Source organism: Vibrio sp. 99-70-13A1 (assembly GCF_013114625.1).
Lineage (GTDB): Bacteria > Pseudomonadota > Gammaproteobacteria > Enterobacterales > Vibrionaceae > Vibrio.
Genome location: NZ_VTXD01000017.1, coordinates 78985 through 100306 on the forward strand (window position 1 = coordinate 78985; position 21322 = coordinate 100306).

Genomic DNA, 21322 nt, shown 5'->3' on the forward strand with positions numbered 1-21322 from the left:
GTAGGGTAACAGACCTTGTGATATTGCTGACGGACTATCCATAAAAAATCCGAGTGTTGTGACACTCGGATTTGAACATTTCAAGGAGCTACGTTTATATTATTCGACCGTTGAAGTATACATATACCCCAGTCCCATATATTGCTCTAAGGTTGTATCTACAATAAAGCCATATGAAATCATTGATAATTGGCCTTGGGTTGGCTCTGCCCACATTTTTACATTAATTTTATCGCCAGCATTTAGTACCTGACCAGCCTCCATTCCTGTCATTACCGCATTAACATTACCCATATAATCGATAGCGGTTGTCTCATTAATTGTATAATCCTTACCTACAGCTTCAAGAGTAAAAGTTCCTAGCAGGATGTGAGCTGGAGCATTGCCTGTGGTGGATATGTTGGAATTGAATTGTTCTGCAAAAGGCCATGCTCTAGCCGTGGTTTCTTCCGCATACATAAGAATAAGATCACTTGTTCCGACTTCTGTTGCAGATAGTCGAATGTACTCATTCTTACTGGTTAATTCACCATCAGAAACGGCAAGGGAAAGTACATAGTCGCCAATTAAATCAGGGGTGAAATTCGGTTTAGCTTCGGTTGTGCTACTTAGCGTTGCAGTACTGTTTTCAGGTTGAGAAACTACTTTCCATTCGTAGGTTATTTGGTCATCGTTTCCGTCAGTACTTGCTGTTGCGTCAAGCAGTGCACTTTCACCGAGTTCAAATGTTTGTTTATTACTTACGCTAGCTTCAGGAGCAACATTATCAGCAGAATATGAAACAGTCACTTCTTCAGAAATTGTTTCGTAGCCATCACTCACTGTTAGCTTTAATTGGTAATCTCCTGCAGTGTTTGAAAGCAGGTTTGCTGTTGGAGTGGCGCTGTTTGTTAATTTCATTGTGGCATTATTTGGTGATGAAAGTAGTGCCCACTGGAAAGTCAGTACATCGCCGTCTGCATCATAAGCTTGAGAACGTAGGTCCACAGTTTTTCCAATTGCGACATTTGCAGGAATATCTAAATTAATGATCGGCTGTGTATTAGTATTGGCATCACTTACATTAATAGAGTGAGTGACTTTTTCACTGTCTTTACCACCACTTTGTGTTACTAAATCTAATGTGTAGTTACCTACCAAATCAGGCGTGAAGTAAGGTGCTACGCTATTGGCGTTATTAAGCGAAGCTGCACTGCCATCCGGTTTGTTACTTATTTCCCACATGTAGCTAACTGATTGGCTGTCTACACCTTCGCTTTGAAGTCCATCAACTCGAACTCTGTGGTCAACTTTTGCAACATTTTGCGCTGTAATTACCGCCAAACCTGCAGGTCCTTGGGCTGCGGGTGTTGAACTCGAGCTGCCCCCGCCACATGCGATTAAAGTTGGAATCGTGAGAGCAAGTAATGTCCATTTAAAGTTCGACTTCATGTATTTCATCCTAATTGTGCTGAAGGCTACTTGAACCAAATAAATTTAGTTCGTAGCCAATAATTAATTTATCGTTTCATCCTATATACCGTTTGAGTGAGGCGAATCCGTAAATAAAAAACGCCTAATTAAAGGCGTTTTTGTTTATTCAATAACTGATAGCTGAGTAAAGCTAAAAGGAATATGACGTTAAAAGGTCCGTTACATTAAAAAGACAAACTCAACTAAGACCATTTAAAATTTTCCGCTTAGTTTTACCCCGATAGTTCTACCTGGTGCTGGCATCCCTGAAACAGAACCGGTTTCCAGGTAATACACATCTGACAAGTTCGTTCCCACTAGCTCGCCAGCGATTTTTTCAGTGAATCTATATTTCACATAAGCATCATAAGTCGTTACATCTGTACGTTTTATGACATCTTCATCATGGCTGCCTGAAACATAATTTGTCCTAAACCCTGTTTCTAAGTCTTGATTGAAAAAACGTGCTCCGATAAGGAAGTTAGCGGTGTATTCAGGTGCGGCATGCGCAGCAAGGAAACTTTGTTTGGAAAAGCCTCCTCTTACACAGGTATCATCAGAGGTGGCACTTTTAGTAATAATGTTGTCGACATAAATTTGCGCCGCAGAGTTCTTATCGCAAACTTCATTACGAAAGTTATAAGCGAATGAAGCATCAGCAAAGTAATCTGAATTATCATAGTGTCCATTTAACTCGATTCCGCTGGTGCGCTGGCTGTCTAAATTGGCAAAAGAAAAACTGTCTCGGTCTCTGTCCATGACATCATCAATCACTTGATCGAAGTAAGTGATTTTTGCGCTGGCATTATCAAAATAGTGGATATAAGCCGTTTCGAACAAACGCGCTCTTTCAGGTTGGAGAGGTGCAGAAGCACTTGGATTACCGCTAAAACCACTGGTACTTTCAAATAAGCTTGGAAAACGCAAAGTCTCAGCGTATCTAGCGTAAATACGGCTGCTGTCGTCGAATAGCCAAGTTGCCGTTAAAGAGGGCATCCAGCCACTACCACTGGTTTTATAATCCGTGTTGTAAACTTCTGTTGATTCGATAGCTTGAGCTGTACAGCTGCCTTCAACATAATTGGCTTGTTGCATCGCATTTTTACAGGCGTTATTCGCTAGGTTTAAATCATTTTGACTGTTAGCTAGCCATTCAGATGAATGATCTTCAATGAAAGTCGTTTGATTTTGAGCAGCGTTGGTTTCTTGCTGAATTTTTGATGCAAGCAGCGAGTCAAAGTTCGCTAATTCTTGCTGTTTATCTGCAAGAGAGGCTTGGTTTTGTGCTGCCTGATCTGGGAATTGTGAAATTAAGTTTTCTAAGCGTGTTATTTCTTCGGTGATGTTGCTTTTGGTGAATGTCACTCGTACTTCGTGCTCTGCGTTAGCAACGTTTTGGGCAATTTCTTCGACCGCATAGTTTTCTACAGTTTGGTAGCTAAGATGGTAACCATCGGTTTTGTATTCTTTTAAGCTTTTAATATTTCCTGAGTTTACTTGATGTTCAATATAGTAGTCTGTGGCGTTATAAGAAATATAACGAACACCAGCATTCAGAATTAGTGACTCTAACGGGCGCCATTCTACTTTTGCAGAACCATTATATTCTTCACGCTCACCAGCTCGAACTGCACCGCCATAAAAGTCGATCATGTATGCTAAGCCTTCTTTTGGCATGAGCTCATGTTTTTGATAGCTACCAGCAAAAGTTAGATCAACTGAGTCAGAAAGGAGCATCTTATTCTTGAAGTCAAGACCATAACGGCTTTCATCCCTGTTTACGGTGGAAGTATTAATGATGACATCAGGAGTATCGCTGTTCCTATTAATGAAGTTGGGAAACCCATAGCCAGTATTGCTTTTTGAATCAGTGATAGTGAGCCAAAGACTCGTAGTGAAATCCAGCAAGTGATGATTTGGGTTAGCTCGGTACTTTAAGCTATATGCTTGCATTTTTGCGTTTGCTAGTGGCCATTGAGGCAAACCATTTGAATTACGGTAATCTGATCTACTTGATAATATTTCGCCGTGGATACTCTCTGTATAGCGAGCATTGAATTGCAATTTTTGATAATCGTTAAAGTTAATCGTCCCTTTAACTAACACTGACTCCATTTCCGAAGAGGTATTTGGGACTTCATGACCTGGTAAGTGTACAAGTGCCATATGTTCTGGTTCTAGGTATGGGTTTCTGCCTGGAATTAAGCCAGTGTTTTCGCCAAAGGGTTTAGAGTAAAACTCATCCTTGCTAGTACCAGAATAATAGTTGCCTCGATTTCGATAAGCATAAGCGGCAAGCCATTCAAATTTTGGTGTAATCCCGGCTAATGCCAGTCGGTAGGCAATGTCTTCGCCATTAAAAGGGTTGTCATCTTTATTGTCACGAGTTTGGAAACGTACTTCAGGATCATCGTAAAGGGGGACACCGCCAATATCGGCATACACAGGAACATCTTGCCAACGCTTACCAGTATGCAAGCGAGCTTTATTCGGGCTTACTGAGTTACTGCTGCTTTCAATTATGGTTTCTATTCCAAATTCATCGCCTTCTGGCACAATATCTTGTGGCTGTAGAGTCGTCACTTGAACGGCACCGCCAGTGGAAGTATTGACATCGGAACTGAGCTGGGCGCCTTTCAAAACCGTCATGCTGCCAATTAAATTTGGGTCAATGTAGTTTCTGTTGGATGAGCCACGATAACCGTTGTAAACCGAAATACCTTGTTCTGTTCCATCAATAACAACCGGGACTCGTCCAAACCCTTGAACACCTCGGACATTTGGATCAATGCTGCCCCCACCGTTTCGCGACTCGCCGCTATGAACGTTAGCTACTCCGGTAAACAAGTCGGCTGCGGTTGTTCCTTTGAACCGTTCTATTTCACTTTTACTGAGGTAGTCGCTAGCAACATCGGCGTCATAAACCGACATTTCGCCATCTACATCTCGTTCATAAGCATTGTCAAAGTGAGTTCGTACATTGATAGCATCAAGGGTCATTGCTTCTGAAGTTGGCGAAAGGTAATAAACACCATCCACTTGCTTATGGGCATTTAAACCAGTATTGGTGAGCAATAAACTCAGGGCTTGGTCTGGTTCGTATTCGCCCTTTAAGCCTTGTATGTACAGATTCTTAGATAAATCTGAATTCAAATAGAATTCAACTCCTGACTCGATTGCAAATTGATTGAGGGCGCCATCAAGTGTTCCTGCAGGAATATTGTATTGTTGAGTTATATCAGCCATAGCGGAGAAGGGCAAAAGAATGGCGATTGCCCCAGCTTTTGCTGTATTTAGGACTGTGATTGATTGACGACGCTTAATGTACGGCACCATTATTTCCTTATCGGTATAGAGCACACTTAATGTTGATTACACCGAATGAAAATCATAAATCCGTAACTTTATTTTTAATATTTTGGCTTTATCGTTACCCATAGAGGCGTTCGATAATGGATCTCGATAGGTAGTATCTGGCTAATGTTATAAAGAGTTCGGTCAATATTGCTAGTTGTAAAAATGCCCGTTAGCTTCAAATCAGCTAAAGACGAATCTACATTTAGTATTCCACGGCGATAACGAGCCAGTTCATTGATAAAATCGATGAGAGGAGTCGCTTGAGCCATTATTTTTTGCTCAAGCCAAAGCGCATCCAGAGATAAATTGCTTTCAATATTAGAGACTGATCTACGGTTAAAATGCGCTTGTTCACCAGCAATAAGGTGGGGAGTGCCCATTCCTAGCATCGGCTGTAGTTCTACTTCACCTTCATAGACTGAAACTTGTGTGGTTTCACTATGTTCTCGAACACTGAAACGGGTACCAATTGGCAAGACGTTGCCTTGGGAAGTGGATACAAGTAGGGGAGTATTATGCTCCTCTTTAGAAATCATAACTTCACCTCGAGTGAGGAATAATTTCTTGTGATGCGTTTTAACGTCGACAAATATTTTTGAATCGGTATTCATCGTAAATGCAGTGCCGTCAGGAAGGATGATATTTTTCATCTCTCCTGTAGCGGTAAGGTATTCGACACCATTGGGTGTCGGTTTATAAGTACTCATACCTAGCGCTAAAGCTGAGAATGACACTGCGCTGATGGAAAGTAACTCACGCCTACTCAAACCTTGCTTATTAGGGGAAAGAACGCGACGGCTTAAACTCGATTGTGGTACATGAGAGAATTTGCTTTGCAATTTCTCAAGTTTATCCCATGCATAAGCATTATTAGGATGTGCATTTTTCCAGTTAAGGAAGGCATCATGATCTTGCTGAGTAACGTCATCAGCCCATAAGCGAGCCATCCAGATAGATGCCTCTTCAATGATATCTCTCGATAAAGGTTCCATAAATCTTCTTGTTACCTCGAAGATTTAATATGGTGGAGGCGCGATGAGTTTAAATAATGCATAAATAAATTTAGACCTCATCAATCATTGCTAGCATGCAGCCTTGAAGGGCTTTAGCGACATATTTTTCTACAGAAGACACAGAAACATCGAGTTCCTGTGCAATCATTTTGTAGCTTTTCCCTTCTAATTGACGCATTAGCAGAGCTTGACGTGCTTTAATAGGCAGGCGTTTCAATAAAGAATCAATTTCAACCAATGCCTCAACGACAATGGTATAGTTTTCTGGTGACCCGGTAACTTGTATAGGTTCTTGTTCAATAAGTTCAAGGTAGGCAGATTCAACTCGTCGTCTTCTATACAGGTCAATGACTAAACCTTTAGCTATATGAGTTAAATATTTTCGAGAGTCACTATATTCAGGTAACTTTCCACGAGTTAGCAGGCGTAGGTAAGTATCTTGAACTAGATCGGCAGTCGAGTCCGGACAACCGAGACGTCGCTTTATAAATACCGAAAGCCAGCTATGGTGTTCTTGATACATATGGTCGATACGTTCCATGTTAACTTCGCCTGTTAACGTCATTACCTGATACTCCTAGATAAATCTTAATGATAATTGTTATCATTCGTGTGGTTGGGAATATATCAGAAATCCAAATATGTGCTACAAGAATTTATAAAAAATAACAATTATTTAAACCCATCTTGTGTTTTTAAAATATGAAGAAAATTATTGATAAGTCAGGGGAGGGCTAATCGCAAAGTATGTTTTTAGATTGCGGGTACCAAGCAAAATACATTTTGTTTTCTTTATATACATCGTGATGTGAAAATGACCACTGAAGGCTGGTTTTTAACCATTTGAATTAAATGGAGAATATTATGATTGACTCAATTCTTAAATCAGTTAAAGTAAGCCTCGTTCTCAGCAACAAAGCGTTTTTTAAACGTAAGTAGTTGAGTGAAAAGATTATAAGGTATGGCGAAAGCGGTATCGAAGATGGTGTCTAACCCGCTTGAAAAAGCACATTGGTTAGGAGCATCGCAACAAGTTTGCGTGCCCTGGTGGTGGAATTGGTAGAAACATCATTCTTTCCTCTGCTCGTTTCTTGTTTTATTTGGCTTAGCTTAGCTTCTTGGAACCGACATATTTAAAGCTGCATTGACATCTAAAAATGAGATTCACACTTAGGATAATACTCACATCGCATGTAACGCGGACAAGCAAAACACAGATCATTAATCGCCAATTAATAGCAGTTGTGAATGTGATTGATGGCATTTATTTAATTGCAGATATGGTATCGAAATAGGATTTTTACGAGTCGATTAATGGTGTGTTAGCGAATTAATCGCAATAATGTGACTAAGTTGTAGTCATTCGACAGTGTTTTATAAAAAATAGGTTGCTAAAAGTTATTACATATATACAAATGTAAGGCTTGGCAGGGTGACAGGGTAGGAGCAAAGTCAGATGCGATCAGCAAATTCAGAGTATTTATTAGCAGCGTTGAGAAGCGTTATCAAAAAAAAGGGTAGAACATATAGAGATCTTGCAGATCGTGTTGGTGTTCCACTCTCTACGTTTAAACGACACTTATATAGTCCGAGCATTACACTTGAACGATTACTTGATTATTGTCGTGAAACGGATACTACTCTTGAAGAGCTACAAAAGATTGCAGTGAAATTGCAGCATGATAATGAAAGCTTCTTCAATCACACCCAAGATGAAATTTTTTATCAATTCCCGCATCTTTATGATTTTTACCGTGAGTTAAGGCATATTCGAAATCGAGATAGCCACGGTTATATGAAGCAAAAATATGGGTTAGATGATGCCTCGACTTATGGTTATTTACGAGCTCTAGAAATGCTTGGTTTGGTGAAGTTGACGGATGATAATAAAATTCAACTGAATGGTCCTTTCTACTATCGATTTTCAGATAATTCTAAGCTCAGTATTCAATATAAGAATATTCTTAAGGAACAAGCACTAGATAACCCTAATTGTGTACGTGTCGGTTTCTCAAGGATGAACTTAAAAGAACCGCAATTAGAGGCTTTGAATAAATTACTAACTCAAGAAATCCTTAAATACCATACAGAAAACATGAAGGAAGGTGTGGAGAGTGAAAGCGATTTAAGAAATGTCTTATTGTTCGTGACTCCACATGAAACATTAAATTTTTCTGATGGTATTAAACCTTTACCTAATACCTTCTTAGAACAAATTAGAGATGAAATGGGTAAGTTGGAAAAGTAGAGTTTCATAAACAATAGCTAACAATCTCTGAGTTGGTACTCAATAAAAAAGCAGAGGCAATGATTGCCTCTGCTTTTTTATTGCAGTTATTTTAATTTTGTTGAAGTTATTTTACTTTGGGAGTTATGTAGCCATAACATGGCAGGCTGCAAAGTGGTTTTGTGCTCTTTCCTTTAGCGCTGGGTAACTTTCCTTACATTCAGTTTCTGCAAAGCGGCACCTTGATGCAAAGTGGCAACCCGGTGGAGGTGCCATAGGCGAGGGGACATCACCTTTTAATAATTCACGTCGACCTCTTAATGTGGGATCCGGAAGTGGAATCGCTGAAATGAGTGCTCGTGTATATGGGTGCTGCGGATTTTCAAAAAGAGTTTGCGTGTCACTCATTTCGACAATTTTACCCAAATACATGACAGCTATGTTGTCTGATATGTGGCGGACGACAGAAAGATCATGGGCAATGAAGACCAAAGCTAAATTCATATTTCTTTGCAGTTCTAGCAATAAGTTGATGATTTGAGATTGCACTGAAACATCTAAAGCCGATACTGCTTCGTCACATATGATTAGTTTTGGGTCGAGCGCAATGGCGCGAGCAATACCTATTCTTTGACGTTGACCTCCTGAAAATTCATGCGGATAGCGATCTGCTGCGTTTTCAGGTAAACCTACTTTAGTTAATAGCTCTTTGACCTTTTCTTTACGTTCTTGTTTTGTTCCCACACCATGAATCTCGAAAGGTTCTTCGATAATACTTCCGACAGTATGACGGCTATTCAAACTCTCCATTGGATCTTGGAAAATGATCTGCATTTCTTTTCGAAGTGAAACCATTTGGCTAGATGAATAATGGGTAATATCACGTCCATTAAAGATTATCTGACCTGATGTCGGTGTGTGTAATTTAAGTAGAGATCGGCCAAGAGAACTTTTACCGCAGCCAGATTCGCCGACTAAACCGAGTGTCTCTCCTGATTTTACTGAAAAAGACACACCATCGACGGCATAAACGTATTTCGTTTTAGAGAAAATACCGCCTCTTACTTCATAATGTTGCTTTAAATTAAAGACTTCGAGAATCGTTTTAGCCATTGAGTTCACCTTCTGACTGCAAGAAGCAACTTACGTCGTGGTTGGTTCCTACAGAAGTTAACTTAGGGATACTTTGAGCGCACTGTTCAGTTTGATACTGACAACGGTTTCTAAATCGGCACCCTGACGGCATCTCTCTTAAACTTGGAACCGAGCCTGCTATCGTGCCTAATGTTGATTTAGAAATACCATCAATTCTAGGAATCGATTTGAGTAAACCTTGTGTATATGGATGCTTTGGCGAAGCAAACAATGTGAAAACATCTGCTTTTTCCACCACATGCCCAGCATACATTACGACCACTTCATCGCAGCTTTCAGCAACCACACCCATGTCATGAGTTATTAAGATCGTTGCCATGTTGCTTTGCTTTTGCATATCACTCATTAAATCCAATATTTGAGCTTGGACGGTGACATCAAGTGCGGTAGTTGGTTCATCAGCAATTAAAATGTCAGGTTTACAAGCCAAGGCAATGGCGATCATCACCCTTTGGCGCATTCCTCCAGACAATTCATGAGGATAAACATTCATTCGTTCTTCAGCTGCAGGAATACCAACTTGCTTTAGCATTTCAATCGCTGCAGTTTTCTGTTGTTGTTTTGAGTACTCAGGTCTATGCAGCTCAAAGACTTCGCAGAGTTGTTTTCCAATCGTATGAACGGGGTTTAACGCCGTCATCGGATCTTGGAATATCATCGAAATCTCTTTACCACGGGTTTGGTATAATTCATCCGGCGCCATACTGACAAGATCTTTGCCTTTATATAAAATTGAGCCTGATGTTATTTTCCCATATGGATGAGGCAACAGCCCCATAATGGAAGCTGCCGTCACGCTTTTACCACAACCTGATTCACCGACAATGCCCACAGTTTTACCTTTAACAATGTCAAACGAAATGCCATCTAAAACTTTTACATCGCCTTCATCGGTGGTGAATGTCGTTTCAAGGTTATTTATCGATAAAATACAGTCACTATTCATATTATTATTCATCCATTAACCTTGAGTGAATCGTTTTTCGATAAGAGTGACTGCAGGGTAAGATTTTCCTGATTCTAAGGCTTCTTGAGTCGCTTTTTTCTCATCAAGATCTATCCAGAAAAGACCATATTCCATGCTTTTTGAATCCAAAATATCACGTGATAAAGCCGTACCCACGGTTTCTGGCAGTTTTACATAGCGCCAGTGAGCGGCTCTTGAAAATGGAACCGAGTAGGTAGGGATAACGCAATTGCAGTTGGCAATTTCCTCTTGAATCAAACGCGAGAATGTTGCTTTTTTATCGACATCAAATTCAGCGTCATACGACTCAATCAACTCATCCATTTTCGGGTCAGAAAAGTTGGTGAAGTTGTTGGTTTGTGGTTTAGCGTTAGCTGAGTGGAAATATTGCCAATAAGCCGGCATTTGTGGTGCGCCCATCCCAAGGAATGCTGCCTGGTGTTTCTTTTCAAGTAACGACTTAAAGCCTGTTGCACCATCCACCAATTTTAACTCTATTTCGAGTCCTGCTTTGCGTGCTTCTTCTTTTAATACAATGACGCGTTGAGAATGCATTTTTGACAGGTAAGTTAACGTAATGCTTAATCGGTCACCATTTTCATTTATGCGAATGCCATCTTTATCAAGCGTTGAATAACCGGCGAGATCGAAGTATTGATCAGCAAGCTCTAAATCAAAGGCTTTAGCTTTTATTTGCTTATTATCGTAATCACCGAAGCCAGAACCAAAGCTTTGCTGGTGGGAATAGTCACCACGTAAGGCGATATCGATCATTTTTGGAACGTTCAAAGAGTGGGCGATACCACTACGAAGATTGTCATTTCCCATTTTTTCAGCATTCAGGTTTAACCAAACGCCAGCTGCCCCTTGAGGTGATTCATTGAAAAACCATTTCTTTTCGATAAAGCCACGATCGTATAAATCGCCTTTGGCTTTGTCGTGCCAAACAGAAGGGAATACCATGTAATAAGCATCCAGTTCACCTTTCTCAAAGTACTTAATTGAGATGTCAGAATCACGGATCACTTTCAGTAGGATGTTATCTACGTTGTAACGGTGTTGATAATATTTATTACCGTAGCCCCACCAATTATCCACTTTGGATAACTTAACGTACTTACCTTTTTTAATCTTCGCGACTTTGTAAGGTCCAGTTACTGGTTCGGCTTTCCAGTTGTAACGTTTTACAAAATTCTTAGGAATGCCTTTTGGATAAAAATGCGCAGGCTTTGGCAGAATATTGAGACGCATTAGTAATTCATCATTGGCTAATGCATTAGCAGAATGGAGGGCGAATGTATGTTCGTCATAAATGGTAATGTCAGCGATTTTTTTTGTGTAGAAATCTTTGTACCACGGTGCTTTAGTATGAGTGCTTCTCATGTAGTCAAAGACAAATCTAAAATCTTCACTCGTGACTGGTTTTCCATCGGTCCATCGAGCACTTTCGTCTAATTGAAAGTAAATGGTTTTCTGATCATCCCCGAATGCCCACTTTTTAGCGAGAGAAGGCACAAATTGACGTGTGTTTGGGTGCTGCTGAATGAGCGACGGGTTGCCATCCATAATGAAAGCTCTGAAGCTGCCATTCGAGTCAGGACCTACCGTGCGCATTGTAAGGGGGAAGCTAGTAATGTGAACTCGGTAAGTACCACCTTGTTTTGCATTAGGATCGGCAAAAATAGGTTGGTCATTATTCGTTACCCATTCGAGCGATTCAGGTAAGTTTTCAGCTGATGAAATCCCCGGGATTACAAGACAGGCGAACAGCAGAAGTGTCTTAGAAATTTTATTCATGTTAGCTCCAAGCTTTTATTGTATGAGTGTTTACCGCACTCTTATTCATCTTTTAATGGCAGCAATTCTGTTCTTACACAGTCGCTAAACGAATAAACGAATAAACGAATAGCGAGCGACAAGTGGCATTTACAGTTTTAAACACAGCCAAAGAACAGAGTTAAATTAGATATAACGGGTGAATTTCTTAGGGTCGAAGGCCTCGCGAACTCCTTCACCGATAAAGGTCACCATGGTTAACACTGAAACGATGGCAAAAACGACAGAGCTAATGATCCAATAAGCGTCTAAGTTCGATTTGCCTTGCTGAAGTAAATCACCCCAGCTTGGGGTAGGGGGCATGAGCCCTAGACCTAAGTAATCCAGTGCGGTTAGCGTTGTAATATTCGCGACAATGCCAAACGGCGCAAGTGTCACGATCATCACCATGGTATTGGGCAAGATGTGTTTAATAATGACTCGGAACATACCCGCACCTTGTGCTCTTGCTGCAGTCACGTATTCACGAGCCTTTTCTTTGTAAGTCATGGTACGCATGTACCAAGTAATACTTATCCAACCGAACAGAACGTTTATGAAAACAAAAAGGAAGAAACTAGGCTGTATAATGGAAACCATAATCATGATGACGTACAAGAATGGAACCATCGACCACACTTCAATCACTCGTTGCATGACGAGATCAAACCTCCCACCTAAATACCCCATAAGAGAACCCACGAGTACACCAATTGTGTAGGAAATGGCTAATGTGAGCATGGCAAACCAAATTGCGATTCTGAAGCCATAAATTAAGCGTGCCAATACATCTCGGCCTGATTGGTCAGTACCTAAATAATGTTGCTGATCGAATGAAGGCGCTGTTGGTGGGTAGTTAACACCATCAAAGTCTTGCTCATATGGGTCCCAAGGTACAATTGGCATTAGTACCCAGTTACCTTCGTCTTGAACTTTGAATTGCTCTCTTAGCTCACGATAATTCGCTTCGTAATCATAATTCTGTCCAAGAGTGCGCCCAGTGACAACGTGAGTATAAGTCGGGAAGTACCAGTTACCGTCATAAGAAACCATTAGGGCTTTATTATTGACGAATACTTCTGCGATTGAAGACAGAAGTACAAGGGCAGTCAGTACAATAAAAGAGTAATAACTGCGCTTAATAGAACGGAATCGATTGAGTTTTTTCTTCGTTAAAGGATCAATTTGCATGATTAGCGTCCAAATTTCACTCTTGGGTCTACTGCCGCCACACATAGATCAGACAAGATATTGCCAAACATGAGTAGCAGAGATGAAATAGTAAGAATGCCCATTACGACTGGGTAATCTCGCTCAACAATGGATTCGTATCCTAGTAAACCGATACCATCGATATTGAATACCACTTCAATGAGAAATGAGCCTGCAACAAAAACAGAAACTACATTGCCTAAGTGACTGGCAATAGGAATTAAGCTATTGCGAAGTGCATGCCTTCTTACCGCTTTGTTAAAGGGCAGCCCCTTCGCTATTGCGGTTTTTACATAGTCAGCCGCGAGATTCTCTAGCAAGTTATTTTTCATTGTCATGGTGAGAATGGCGAAATCACCAATGATGTAACAAATTAGAGGTAATAGAGCGTGTGAAAATAGGTCTCGGACTTGTTGAATGAATGACATTTCATCAAAATCATCACTGATGAATTCACCCATAGGAAACCAGCCTAAATGAAAGGCAAAGAAAGAGATGAGAAATACACCGACCACATAGTTAGGCAGGGCGTAGCCAATAAAAACCATGACTGAGCTGACGTTGTCAAACTTAGAACCATGCTTTATGGCTTTCAAAATGCCTAGAGGAATAGACACGAGATAACTGATAATAAAAGTCCAGAAACCAAAGAACATGGAAACTGGTAACCTCTCTTCTATCATGTCCCACACTGGCTCGTAGTAACGAGTCGATTCACCAAGGTCAAACTGAACTAATTTAGTTAACCATTCTTGGTAGGCTTCAAAAATAGGTTTATCTAACCCGTAAAACTCATTGAGCTCAGCAATTTGGTCTTCTGATAAAGATTGAGAACCTTGTTGTCCGGCACTGCCGCCATCAATGGATTGGCTTTGCATTTGAGATATCATGCGCTCAACTGGACCGCCAGGGACAAATCGAGTTAGAGCAAAGACTAATAGAGTCACACCGATGAAAGTCGGGATGATGAGTAGCAGCCTTCGGATAAAGTAGGCAAACAATTCAAACTCCTTTATTGAATTCTTATCACACTAAATGAAGGAAGACTGGCTCACGAAGAGCCAGTCTTAATTAACGCTATTGAGAATAGCTATAGTGCTTATTTACGGTAGTTAGTGCTTGTAAGTACAGGCAGCTGCTCAAGTGCATAACGATATTGGATGTATTCTCTTGAACTCCATAACCAGATTGTTTCTGGGTTAATATCATAGAGTTCAGCTGTATCTGGAGAACGTTGTAGTTCTTCATCAACAATCGTTACGTATTGTTCAGCCCAGTTAAGTAGCGCTGGTAGATACACATCGTCATCTTCATTTGCTTGGATAGCTTTCCATGCCGCATGCAAGTTGTCTTTACTGTTACAGCGAGTAGGGTTAGCCGTCACTGTGAAGCACTTGTTAGTACGGTCTTCAGTGAACTTAGCTGGTGAGAAGAAAGAACCACGGAACAAAGACTCAAAGTAAGGTGTTTCTTTCAATAGCTCTACAGCCGGTGTGTCACGTAGCATAACCAGTGTGAAGTCATTGATGGTACGAACGCCATTTGCTCTCAAGTTACTCTTCGTTGTGTAGTTAGTGTCGTCTAGCTTCACTAAGTCATCTTGCTTACCGTTGATCAAGAGGGCTTTTTCAGCCATACGTTTTGCTAAACCGTTACGACGGGTAACTACGTAGTTTCGAGTTTTTAAGCTGAATGTCACACTGCCAGTCTCATCAACAGATGCGTCTGGGCTAGTTAGTGAAATATCATCAAGAAGATCTTGTGAGCTATCAGCTAAGCCAAATTCTTCTGCATCACCAAACGCAACAAAGTTGTTTAGAAGCGCAGAGAATAAAGGTGTCACCGTGTTATCAGATAACTGGAAGAATGCCTTCAGGTTATATAGGTACGGTGGTACATCGATGGCTCTCTTGATATCTGGGCGGTATGCCATAACGGTACTTGCTCTTTCACCATCCTTATCAACAAAGATTGGATCTGGGAATGAGTCCATGCCGTAGCCAAGGTAACCAAGATAAGTCTTGATCTTTTGCGGCGTACCTTGTGTTCCACTTTGAATGCTAGATACATCGAGTAGGGCAATATTCGATTTATCACGAGCACTAGAATAATCGCTTCGTTTAACAAGCATTTGCGCAGCAACTAACTTATCAGCCCAAATACCGAACTGATCAACAGCAGTAGAAGAGTTGTTGTATGGGTTATTTGCACGCATGTTTGCATACGGACGACCGTCACGAGTTTCCGATAGAACTTGGATTCTGTCGCGACTTGAAGCCATGATGTTCACTAGATCTTCGTCAAAACAAGATTCAGGCAGTGTTGTTTTATCTTGTAAGCTAGGACCGTATGAACTCCACAGATCAGAAAGTGGAACGAATCGAGTTATCTGACCATTGCTAGAAGATACATTGATCTCACAAACACGATCGGGTGTGCTCATTACTTTTACAAAGAAATCAGCAGCCATTAAAGAAGCATCAAAGGTATCACATACCATTTTTGCACCTTCAGGGAGGCCTCTACGAATGTAACCACGAGTACAGTTATCTGTGTAGTAGTTGGCTACACTTTTACCGTAGCTGTCTTCTGAGCCACTTAATTTAGATAGTTGGTAATCAATATCTCCTAAATCGTCAACAACAGAACGGATTTGGTTAAATTCATACCAGCGAGAGTAAGCGTAATTTTGCAATTCGTACTCGTAGAATTGTTCTCTTCCGTCACGTTTGTTTTTAAGGTCATAACTGTCCCAGTATTTTTGAATACGGAACTCCGTTTGTTCTAAAATATTAGAACCTTCATCAAAACGATTACACGTCGTTGTGCTTCTTACATTTTCGTCAGTACAGTAATCGAATGTTTTCAATACAGCTGAAGCATCTTTGCTTCTTAATTCTTCTCGGAACTGTTGTACAGAGCCGAGTAAGTAAGCTTGCTCGTTGTTGTTCAGCGTTGCATCGATATCGCTCAAACTGCCGTACTTAGTGATAGTTTCGAGAGTTTCAGCTCCGGTCTCTTCATTAACAACGGTGACTTCTGTTGAATACTCAAGTTGACGACCGTAACCAAAGCGTAAAGCTGCGATATCGTATTTGCCGTAAATTGGCAGTTCGTCAAAAATTGAAGCGCCGTAATCCATAGCGGAACTGTGCGCTGGCACTTTGTCGTAGCCAAATGCGTTGATTTCGTCTTGTTGGTAGAAGTTCTCTTTATCGGCAGAGCCCATAAAGTTGTGTCGTAAACCAAGGTTATGACCAAGCTCGTGTACTAGTGTTGATTTGTACATATGCTTAGAAATTTGATTCGTCACAATTTCTTGCTGTTCAGCGGAAAGTTTTGTCCACTTCTTCAGTTTGGTGTTCACTTTGTCAGCGTAATCAGCCGCAGCAGGATCAAGGTTTGAGTTATCGAAGTAACCATCGGCAAGGTAATCAATACCTTTGATAAGACCTTTAGACTTTGTGCTAACCCACATGAATTCTTCAGAATACATGTTCTGGCTCGCCATTTCTTCCAGCGCTAGGTGACGTTTTGCTAAGTTTTTGCTGAAGCTGCCATCAGGCTGTTGGTCTGGTCTTAGCCATTGGGTGTAACCGTTAGAAAAATCAGGTTCACTTGCAACCGCAATAGGGAGTGAATCAGACATCGCTGTGGTTTGTTGAGCAACTAGGTTGTCCTCAACACCTGCAAAACCTGTGCTGGCTGGAGAGGTAGGTGCAGTAGAATCTTCTGGATCCGGCTGGACTGGAACAAACTCATCCGGGCGATCAATTTCACCACGGTTATAGTGCATGGTCAGCTGGTTCCACATTCTGCGTGAAGACGCACGAATAACACCGGCATATTGGTTGACATGCGCGTGTACAATCTCACCAGTCAGTGGGTTGGTTGCAGAAGGACCGTAACCAAGTAGACCACTATCGACAGGATCAGTAATTAGGTTGAATACGTTGTAACGAAGGTCACCAGTGTGAACACCAGCTGGTTCTGTTTTGTTCACGATATTGATTGTCGGAACGCCTGACCCTTGCAAAACAGTATTAATTTCATTGATGGTTTCAATTGTTGCATCAAGGAATAATTTGCTGTCTTCTTCGAAATAGCTATCACTCAGGTAATAGTTAATATCTTCTTTAGGATTGAATCGGTTAAGAAGGCGGAATTTTTGCCCTTGTAGACCTATTTCACCTGAAGCAGAACGCTCTACTTTTTCATCGTTGAAGAAGCCATAGCGGGATGAATCACGACCTGGGTATTGGACTGTCTCGTAGTCGCTACTTGCAATAGAATCTAGCTTAACCAATGAATAGAAAAAGCGAGTTTTAAAAGAAAGGTTTTCTAGGTCATAGCCAAATTTGTAGGCATCATCTGGTTTTGCTGTGAAAGTACGTTCAACTTCTACGTTGATTGTTCCAGTCTCATGATCGTATTCCCAGTGAGTTAACTGAGGATCGGCTGTTTCTTCAACATCAGATGATGTGTACCAAGCGTCCACACTGTCTACTGCAAGAGACTGAATATTCGCAAAGTCAGGTGTGAAGTGAGATGCATTTTTCCAATCTGTATCAGCATCTTCATTCAGTTCTTCTTTGTTCGTACATTCATCGAAGTCATTTTCAGCACATCGGTATTGCTCAAAAGTACCTGGAATTTTTAGTACAGGTGCTTGGTTAATGACATCGGTGTAACGCGTGTCTTCACCTGTTCGGATCGTGTCACGGTCCACTTCTTCTGCAAGGATACCGTTGGTCTTATCAAAACGCAGTTTGACTAGCTTTGGTGTGCCCTGAAAAAATCCACGTTGGCTGGTGGCATAGCGAGGCGTAGCACCAGTAGAAGGCATGTACAGCCAAAGTGCTTCAGTATCTAGAGATTGTGTTGTGATTTGCTCTTGTGCACGAGGAACGGCTTCATAGCTGCGTTCTTCAGCACCACATCCATAGAGAGCAATGCTCACTACCGATGCAATAGCCAGTTTCTTAAACATATTATTTCACCTTGAGATCGGGTTAATAGTTATAATTTAACGTGAGGTAATAGGTCGGGTTTTTGAGATCAAACAGTGTGTTTAACGGGCTTGGTCCTCTATCCGGATCGTAGTAAGTGGCACTGTTGGTCATACCCAAAGCACTACTGAAACTGTCCGTAAATTGGTAGCCAATTTCTGTTGCGTGAGTCAGCTTAGGCGAGTAGCTAGTGCCTCTATAACTCCAAGAAGTTGAACTAACAAAATTGATATTGAAGAACCAATCATTAACCGAATAGTCGACCGCGAAAACATTGCTTAAGCGGTATTCTTCTAAAGGTAAACTTCCAACCGTTGTATATTTATGAAAGTTCTTTCTTAAGCGAACGGCATCACTTATTTGAAGGCCTTCTAATATATTGTCTAATTCGATGGTGAATTTAATATCACCGCGAATTGCAGTCTGAAGATCAGTTTGTTTAGATAAGTCAGAAACTGGAATAAGAATTCGAGAGCCAACAGCCATAGAAATATAATCGGTTGGTTCCCATAAGTTTTTCTTAGTTGCAGTTAGCCATATATCATCCCAATAATCACCGCGAAAATCGTCATAGCTGTGATAACCAGAAAAGTTGGCTGTAAAATATACATCTGGATCATAGTTATAAATAATTGACGCGTTAGCAGAAAGGTTTCGATCAGATAAATAGCTACTATCTTCATAACCATTTCTGCTGTAGTCGAGACCTAACGACAGTTCCCAAGTTTGAAGTTGGTCTTCTGCTGTTTCTGTATTTGATATTTCTTCGGCATGAAGGGCGGTTGACATTAAAGCTGACGCAATAATGCAACTGAGTGTATTGATTTTCATGATGTGCCCATTCCCTGTGTAGATCGTTCCATTCGTTTCCGCTCCATGCGTTACGAACTTTTTTATCACTGCTCTTAATTGAGGGAATTGATAATAATCGGTCTAGAGAGCACAGGATAATCCTATTTATAAAGTACCACCTGATTGATTCATTAGTCTTATAAGGTGAAACCAATCATTCACTCTGTTTTTTACATTATTGTAACCAATGCGGTTTGGTTGAATTATTGCATTGCTCTTTGTTGTATTTGTAGTGTTTAAAGTTGTTAGTATGGCTACAATGTGTTATTTTATGCTAAATAGTCATGTTTCACCGTTAATTATCATGAAATAAGCATCGACACACTCATGAATTAACTTTGATGACTTTTAAAAAACGTTCAGCCTATTATCAAGTAGTGATTTGGACACTTAATTATATTAGCGAAACATAATTAACAGGGAATCAAATAATAGGAAAAGTCAGGTCTTTATTTTTGATGACAATTAAGTTTGTGATGTAAAAACGACCAATTATTAAATGGTCGTTATGTATGTGGGCTGGATTAAATGGTTTGATTATTTCAAATGACTAAGGGCAGTTATTAGCATTTAGCATTTAGCATTTAGCATTTAGCATTTAACATTTAGAAATAATGAATAGGATACTAATTTCTAAATTGATTCATGAGCCTTTGCAATTGTTCAATATCATCGACAAGTTTTCGAGTTCTATCAATGGATAACGATGATGTTTCTGATGTAGAAGAAGCGAGAGAACGAATTCTCGTGATATTAGTATTAATCTCTTTTGTTACTGAAGACTGTTGGTCAACAGCTGCAGCTATTTGGTGGCTACTATCAGCAACCTCATCTAAGCGTTGATATATGTCTGTTAACACTTGTCCTGTGCTGTCTGCTCGCTGCTTACATTCAGCGGATAGCTCACTTCCTTTCTGCATGGTTTGCACTGCATTATCTGCAGTCGACTGTAACTGATTAATCATTAAATGGATCTCACTTGCTGAAGACCCCGTTTTCGATGCTAAATTCCTGACTTCATCAGCCACAACCGCAAAGCCACGACCTGCTTCACCTGCGCGTGCAGCTTCAATAGCAGCATTTAAAGCAAGCAAGTTAGTTTGATCCGAAATTGTACTGATCACATCTAAAATACTTTCAATCTTTTGACTGTCTTGCGCTAACTGATAAATCACATTTTTTGACTCATCTAGTTCTAAAGCAAGTGAATCCACAGCTTCGATAGTTTCAGTGATACTTTGAAGCCCTTCTTTTGATTTTTTACTGGCTTCCGAAGTGAGATTAGAAGATGAAGTTGCACTGGATGAAACTTCATTAATTGAATAGGTTAATTCTTCAATTGCGGTAGCAACCTGTTCGGTTTCTAAACACTGTTGATCAATACTTGTATCTATCGTTTGTATTGTTGTGAATTCTTCTTCAGCCGACTCTAAAATCTTAGATGCAGTATCTTCTGCTCGGGCAGAGACCGCGCGAAGTTGAGCTGATTTCATCATTAAAGCGAGCTGGATTTGAGAAAAATCATCTTTGAAACCAGTGTAGGGTTTTTCCATTAAGTCATTGTCATACGTTTCTTTTGCTAAGTTGCCAATATGTTTGAACCTAGAAATGAATCGGGTTAAACATCCTGCTAGAGCAAGATTACAAATGAACATGGCGACTAAACCATTCAGTTGGTTTGTAAAAATGAAAAGCGCAGGGACCAAAGTTAAATTCAAAGCCGCAAGTCCGATGACCAGCTTTAGAAATGAAACACGTTTTGTCGATGTTGATATGTTTTCTCGTAGTCGGGCATATAGGGTCTCTGCACGATTAATTTGATCTTGTGAGGGCTTAGAGCGTACTGACTGGAACTCGATAATATTACCTTGTTCGTCTTTTATTGGGGTCACGAATGCTGATACCCAATAATGCTGGTTGTCTTTGCATTTATTCTTAACCAACCCCATCCAACTGTTGCCAGATTTCAAATATTCCCACATTTGCTTGAATGCTGGCTTGGGCATGTCTGAATGTCTCACTAGATTATGAGCTTTTCCTAGCAATTCACTTTCATCATATCCCGCAATAGAGCAGAACTCAGCGTTTGCATAAGTGACATAGCTATCTGGATCCGTTGTTGATATCAAATTGGCGGCTGGAGGGAAATCTTTGTTAATGGTGTTTTCTAGAGTCATCCTAACTTCACTTTGTATTAATGATTAAAATCGACGCAGAAATAGCATATGAAGGGATGTATATTTACTGTCTCTTATACACATCT

At 40.5% G+C, this 21322-nt stretch carries 13 protein-coding genes; 1 reads left to right on the forward strand and 12 read right to left on the reverse strand.

Translation table 11 applies throughout. The features are described 5' to 3' along the window. Window positions 1-99: 99 nt before the first annotated feature. From F0226_RS12385 to F0226_RS12400, 4 genes are all read right to left on the reverse strand, one after another. Window positions 100-1431 (reverse strand): Ig-like domain-containing protein, encoded by a 1332-nt coding sequence (locus tag F0226_RS12385; protein WP_171735931.1) that lies wholly within the window; start codon window positions 1429-1431, stop codon window positions 100-102. A 234-nt stretch (window positions 1432-1665) separates the two neighbouring features. After that, window positions 1666-4788, reverse strand: a complete 3123-nt coding sequence (locus F0226_RS12390) for a TonB-dependent receptor (protein ID WP_171735932.1) — start codon at window positions 4786-4788, stop codon at window positions 1666-1668. A 74-nt stretch (window positions 4789-4862) separates the two neighbouring features. After that, entirely contained in the window at window positions 4863-5801 is a 939-nt protein-coding gene (locus F0226_RS12395) for a FecR domain-containing protein (RefSeq protein ID WP_171735933.1), read from the reverse strand. 70 nt (window positions 5802-5871) lie between these two features. Then, complete coding sequence (locus tag F0226_RS12400; protein WP_137374339.1) at window positions 5872-6387, reverse strand: sigma-70 family RNA polymerase sigma factor; 516 nt, start codon at window positions 6385-6387, stop codon at window positions 5872-5874. A gap of 891 nt (window positions 6388-7278) precedes the next feature. On the opposite strand from F0226_RS12400, the gene F0226_RS12405 reads away from it, so the two are divergent. Continuing rightward, the gene (locus F0226_RS12405; protein WP_171735934.1) at window positions 7279-8070 is read left to right on the forward strand and encodes a helix-turn-helix transcriptional regulator; all 792 of its coding nucleotides are present in this window, start codon (window positions 7279-7281) and stop codon (window positions 8068-8070) included. Window positions 8071-8193: 123 nt separating this feature from the next. Here the strand turns inward: F0226_RS12405 and F0226_RS12410 are convergent, their stop codons facing one another. The 8 genes from F0226_RS12410 to F0226_RS12445 form a co-directional block, all read right to left on the reverse strand. After that, entirely contained in the window at window positions 8194-9162 is a 969-nt protein-coding gene (locus tag F0226_RS12410; protein WP_171735935.1) for a dipeptide ABC transporter ATP-binding protein, read from the reverse strand. Beyond that, window positions 9155-10150, reverse strand: coding sequence for an ABC transporter ATP-binding protein (locus F0226_RS12415; RefSeq protein ID WP_171735944.1), 996 nt, complete (start codon window positions 10148-10150; stop codon window positions 9155-9157). The genes F0226_RS12410 and F0226_RS12415 overlap by 8 nt, the downstream gene beginning before the upstream one ends. 15 nt (window positions 10151-10165) lie before the next feature. After that, window positions 10166-11968, reverse strand: coding sequence for an extracellular solute-binding protein (locus tag F0226_RS12420; RefSeq protein WP_171735936.1), 1803 nt, complete (start codon window positions 11966-11968; stop codon window positions 10166-10168). A 165-nt stretch (window positions 11969-12133) separates the two neighbouring features. Continuing rightward, window positions 12134-13180 (reverse strand): ABC transporter permease subunit, encoded by a 1047-nt coding sequence (locus tag F0226_RS12425; protein ID WP_345776518.1) that lies wholly within the window; start codon window positions 13178-13180, stop codon window positions 12134-12136. Further along, window positions 13180-14199 carry an ABC transporter permease subunit gene (locus F0226_RS12430; RefSeq protein ID WP_137374334.1) on the reverse strand — a complete coding sequence of 340 codons (1020 nt, stop codon included), beginning with the start codon at window positions 14197-14199 and terminating at the stop codon, window positions 13180-13182. The genes F0226_RS12425 and F0226_RS12430 overlap by 1 nt, the downstream gene beginning before the upstream one ends. Window positions 14200-14297: 98 nt before the next feature. Then, window positions 14298-18188, reverse strand: coding sequence for a zinc-dependent metalloprotease (locus F0226_RS12435; RefSeq protein WP_171735938.1), 3891 nt, complete (start codon window positions 18186-18188; stop codon window positions 14298-14300). Between the two features lie 22 nt (window positions 18189-18210). Further along, the gene (locus F0226_RS12440; protein ID WP_171735939.1) at window positions 18211-19038 is read right to left on the reverse strand and encodes a hypothetical protein; all 828 of its coding nucleotides are present in this window, start codon (window positions 19036-19038) and stop codon (window positions 18211-18213) included. Window positions 19039-19685: 647 nt separating this feature from the next. Continuing rightward, window positions 19686-21236 (reverse strand): PAS domain-containing methyl-accepting chemotaxis protein, encoded by a 1551-nt coding sequence (locus F0226_RS12445; protein ID WP_171735940.1) that lies wholly within the window; start codon window positions 21234-21236, stop codon window positions 19686-19688. Window positions 21237-21322: the final 86 nt, after the last annotated feature.

Bases quoted from the DNA above. Each gene is read 5' to 3' on its own strand.
- F0226_RS12385 (WP_171735931.1), bottom strand. From the start codon at position 1,431: ATGAAGTCGAACTTTAAATGGACATTACTTGCTCTCACGATTCCAACT.
- F0226_RS12390 (WP_171735932.1), bottom strand. From the start codon at position 4,788: ATGGTGCCGTACATTAAGCGTCGTCAATCAATCACAGTCCTAAATACA.
- F0226_RS12395 (WP_171735933.1), bottom strand. From the start codon at position 5,801: ATGGAACCTTTATCGAGAGATATCATTGAAGAGGCATCTATCTGGATG.
- F0226_RS12400 (WP_137374339.1), bottom strand. From the start codon at position 6,387: ATGACGTTAACAGGCGAAGTTAACATGGAACGTATCGACCATATGTAT.
- F0226_RS12405 (WP_171735934.1), top strand. From the start codon at position 7,279: ATGCGATCAGCAAATTCAGAGTATTTATTAGCAGCGTTGAGAAGCGTT.
- F0226_RS12410 (WP_171735935.1), bottom strand. From the start codon at position 9,162: ATGGCTAAAACGATTCTCGAAGTCTTTAATTTAAAGCAACATTATGAA.
- F0226_RS12415 (WP_171735944.1), bottom strand. From the start codon at position 10,150: ATGAATAGTGACTGTATTTTATCGATAAATAACCTTGAAACGACATTC.
- F0226_RS12420 (WP_171735936.1), bottom strand. From the start codon at position 11,968: ATGAATAAAATTTCTAAGACACTTCTGCTGTTCGCCTGTCTTGTAATC.
- F0226_RS12435 (WP_171735938.1), bottom strand. From the start codon at position 18,188: ATGTTTAAGAAACTGGCTATTGCATCGGTAGTGAGCATTGCTCTCTAT.
- F0226_RS12440 (WP_171735939.1), bottom strand. From the start codon at position 19,038: ATGAAAATCAATACACTCAGTTGCATTATTGCGTCAGCTTTAATGTCA.
- F0226_RS12445 (WP_171735940.1), bottom strand. From the start codon at position 21,236: ATGACTCTAGAAAACACCATTAACAAAGATTTCCCTCCAGCCGCCAAT.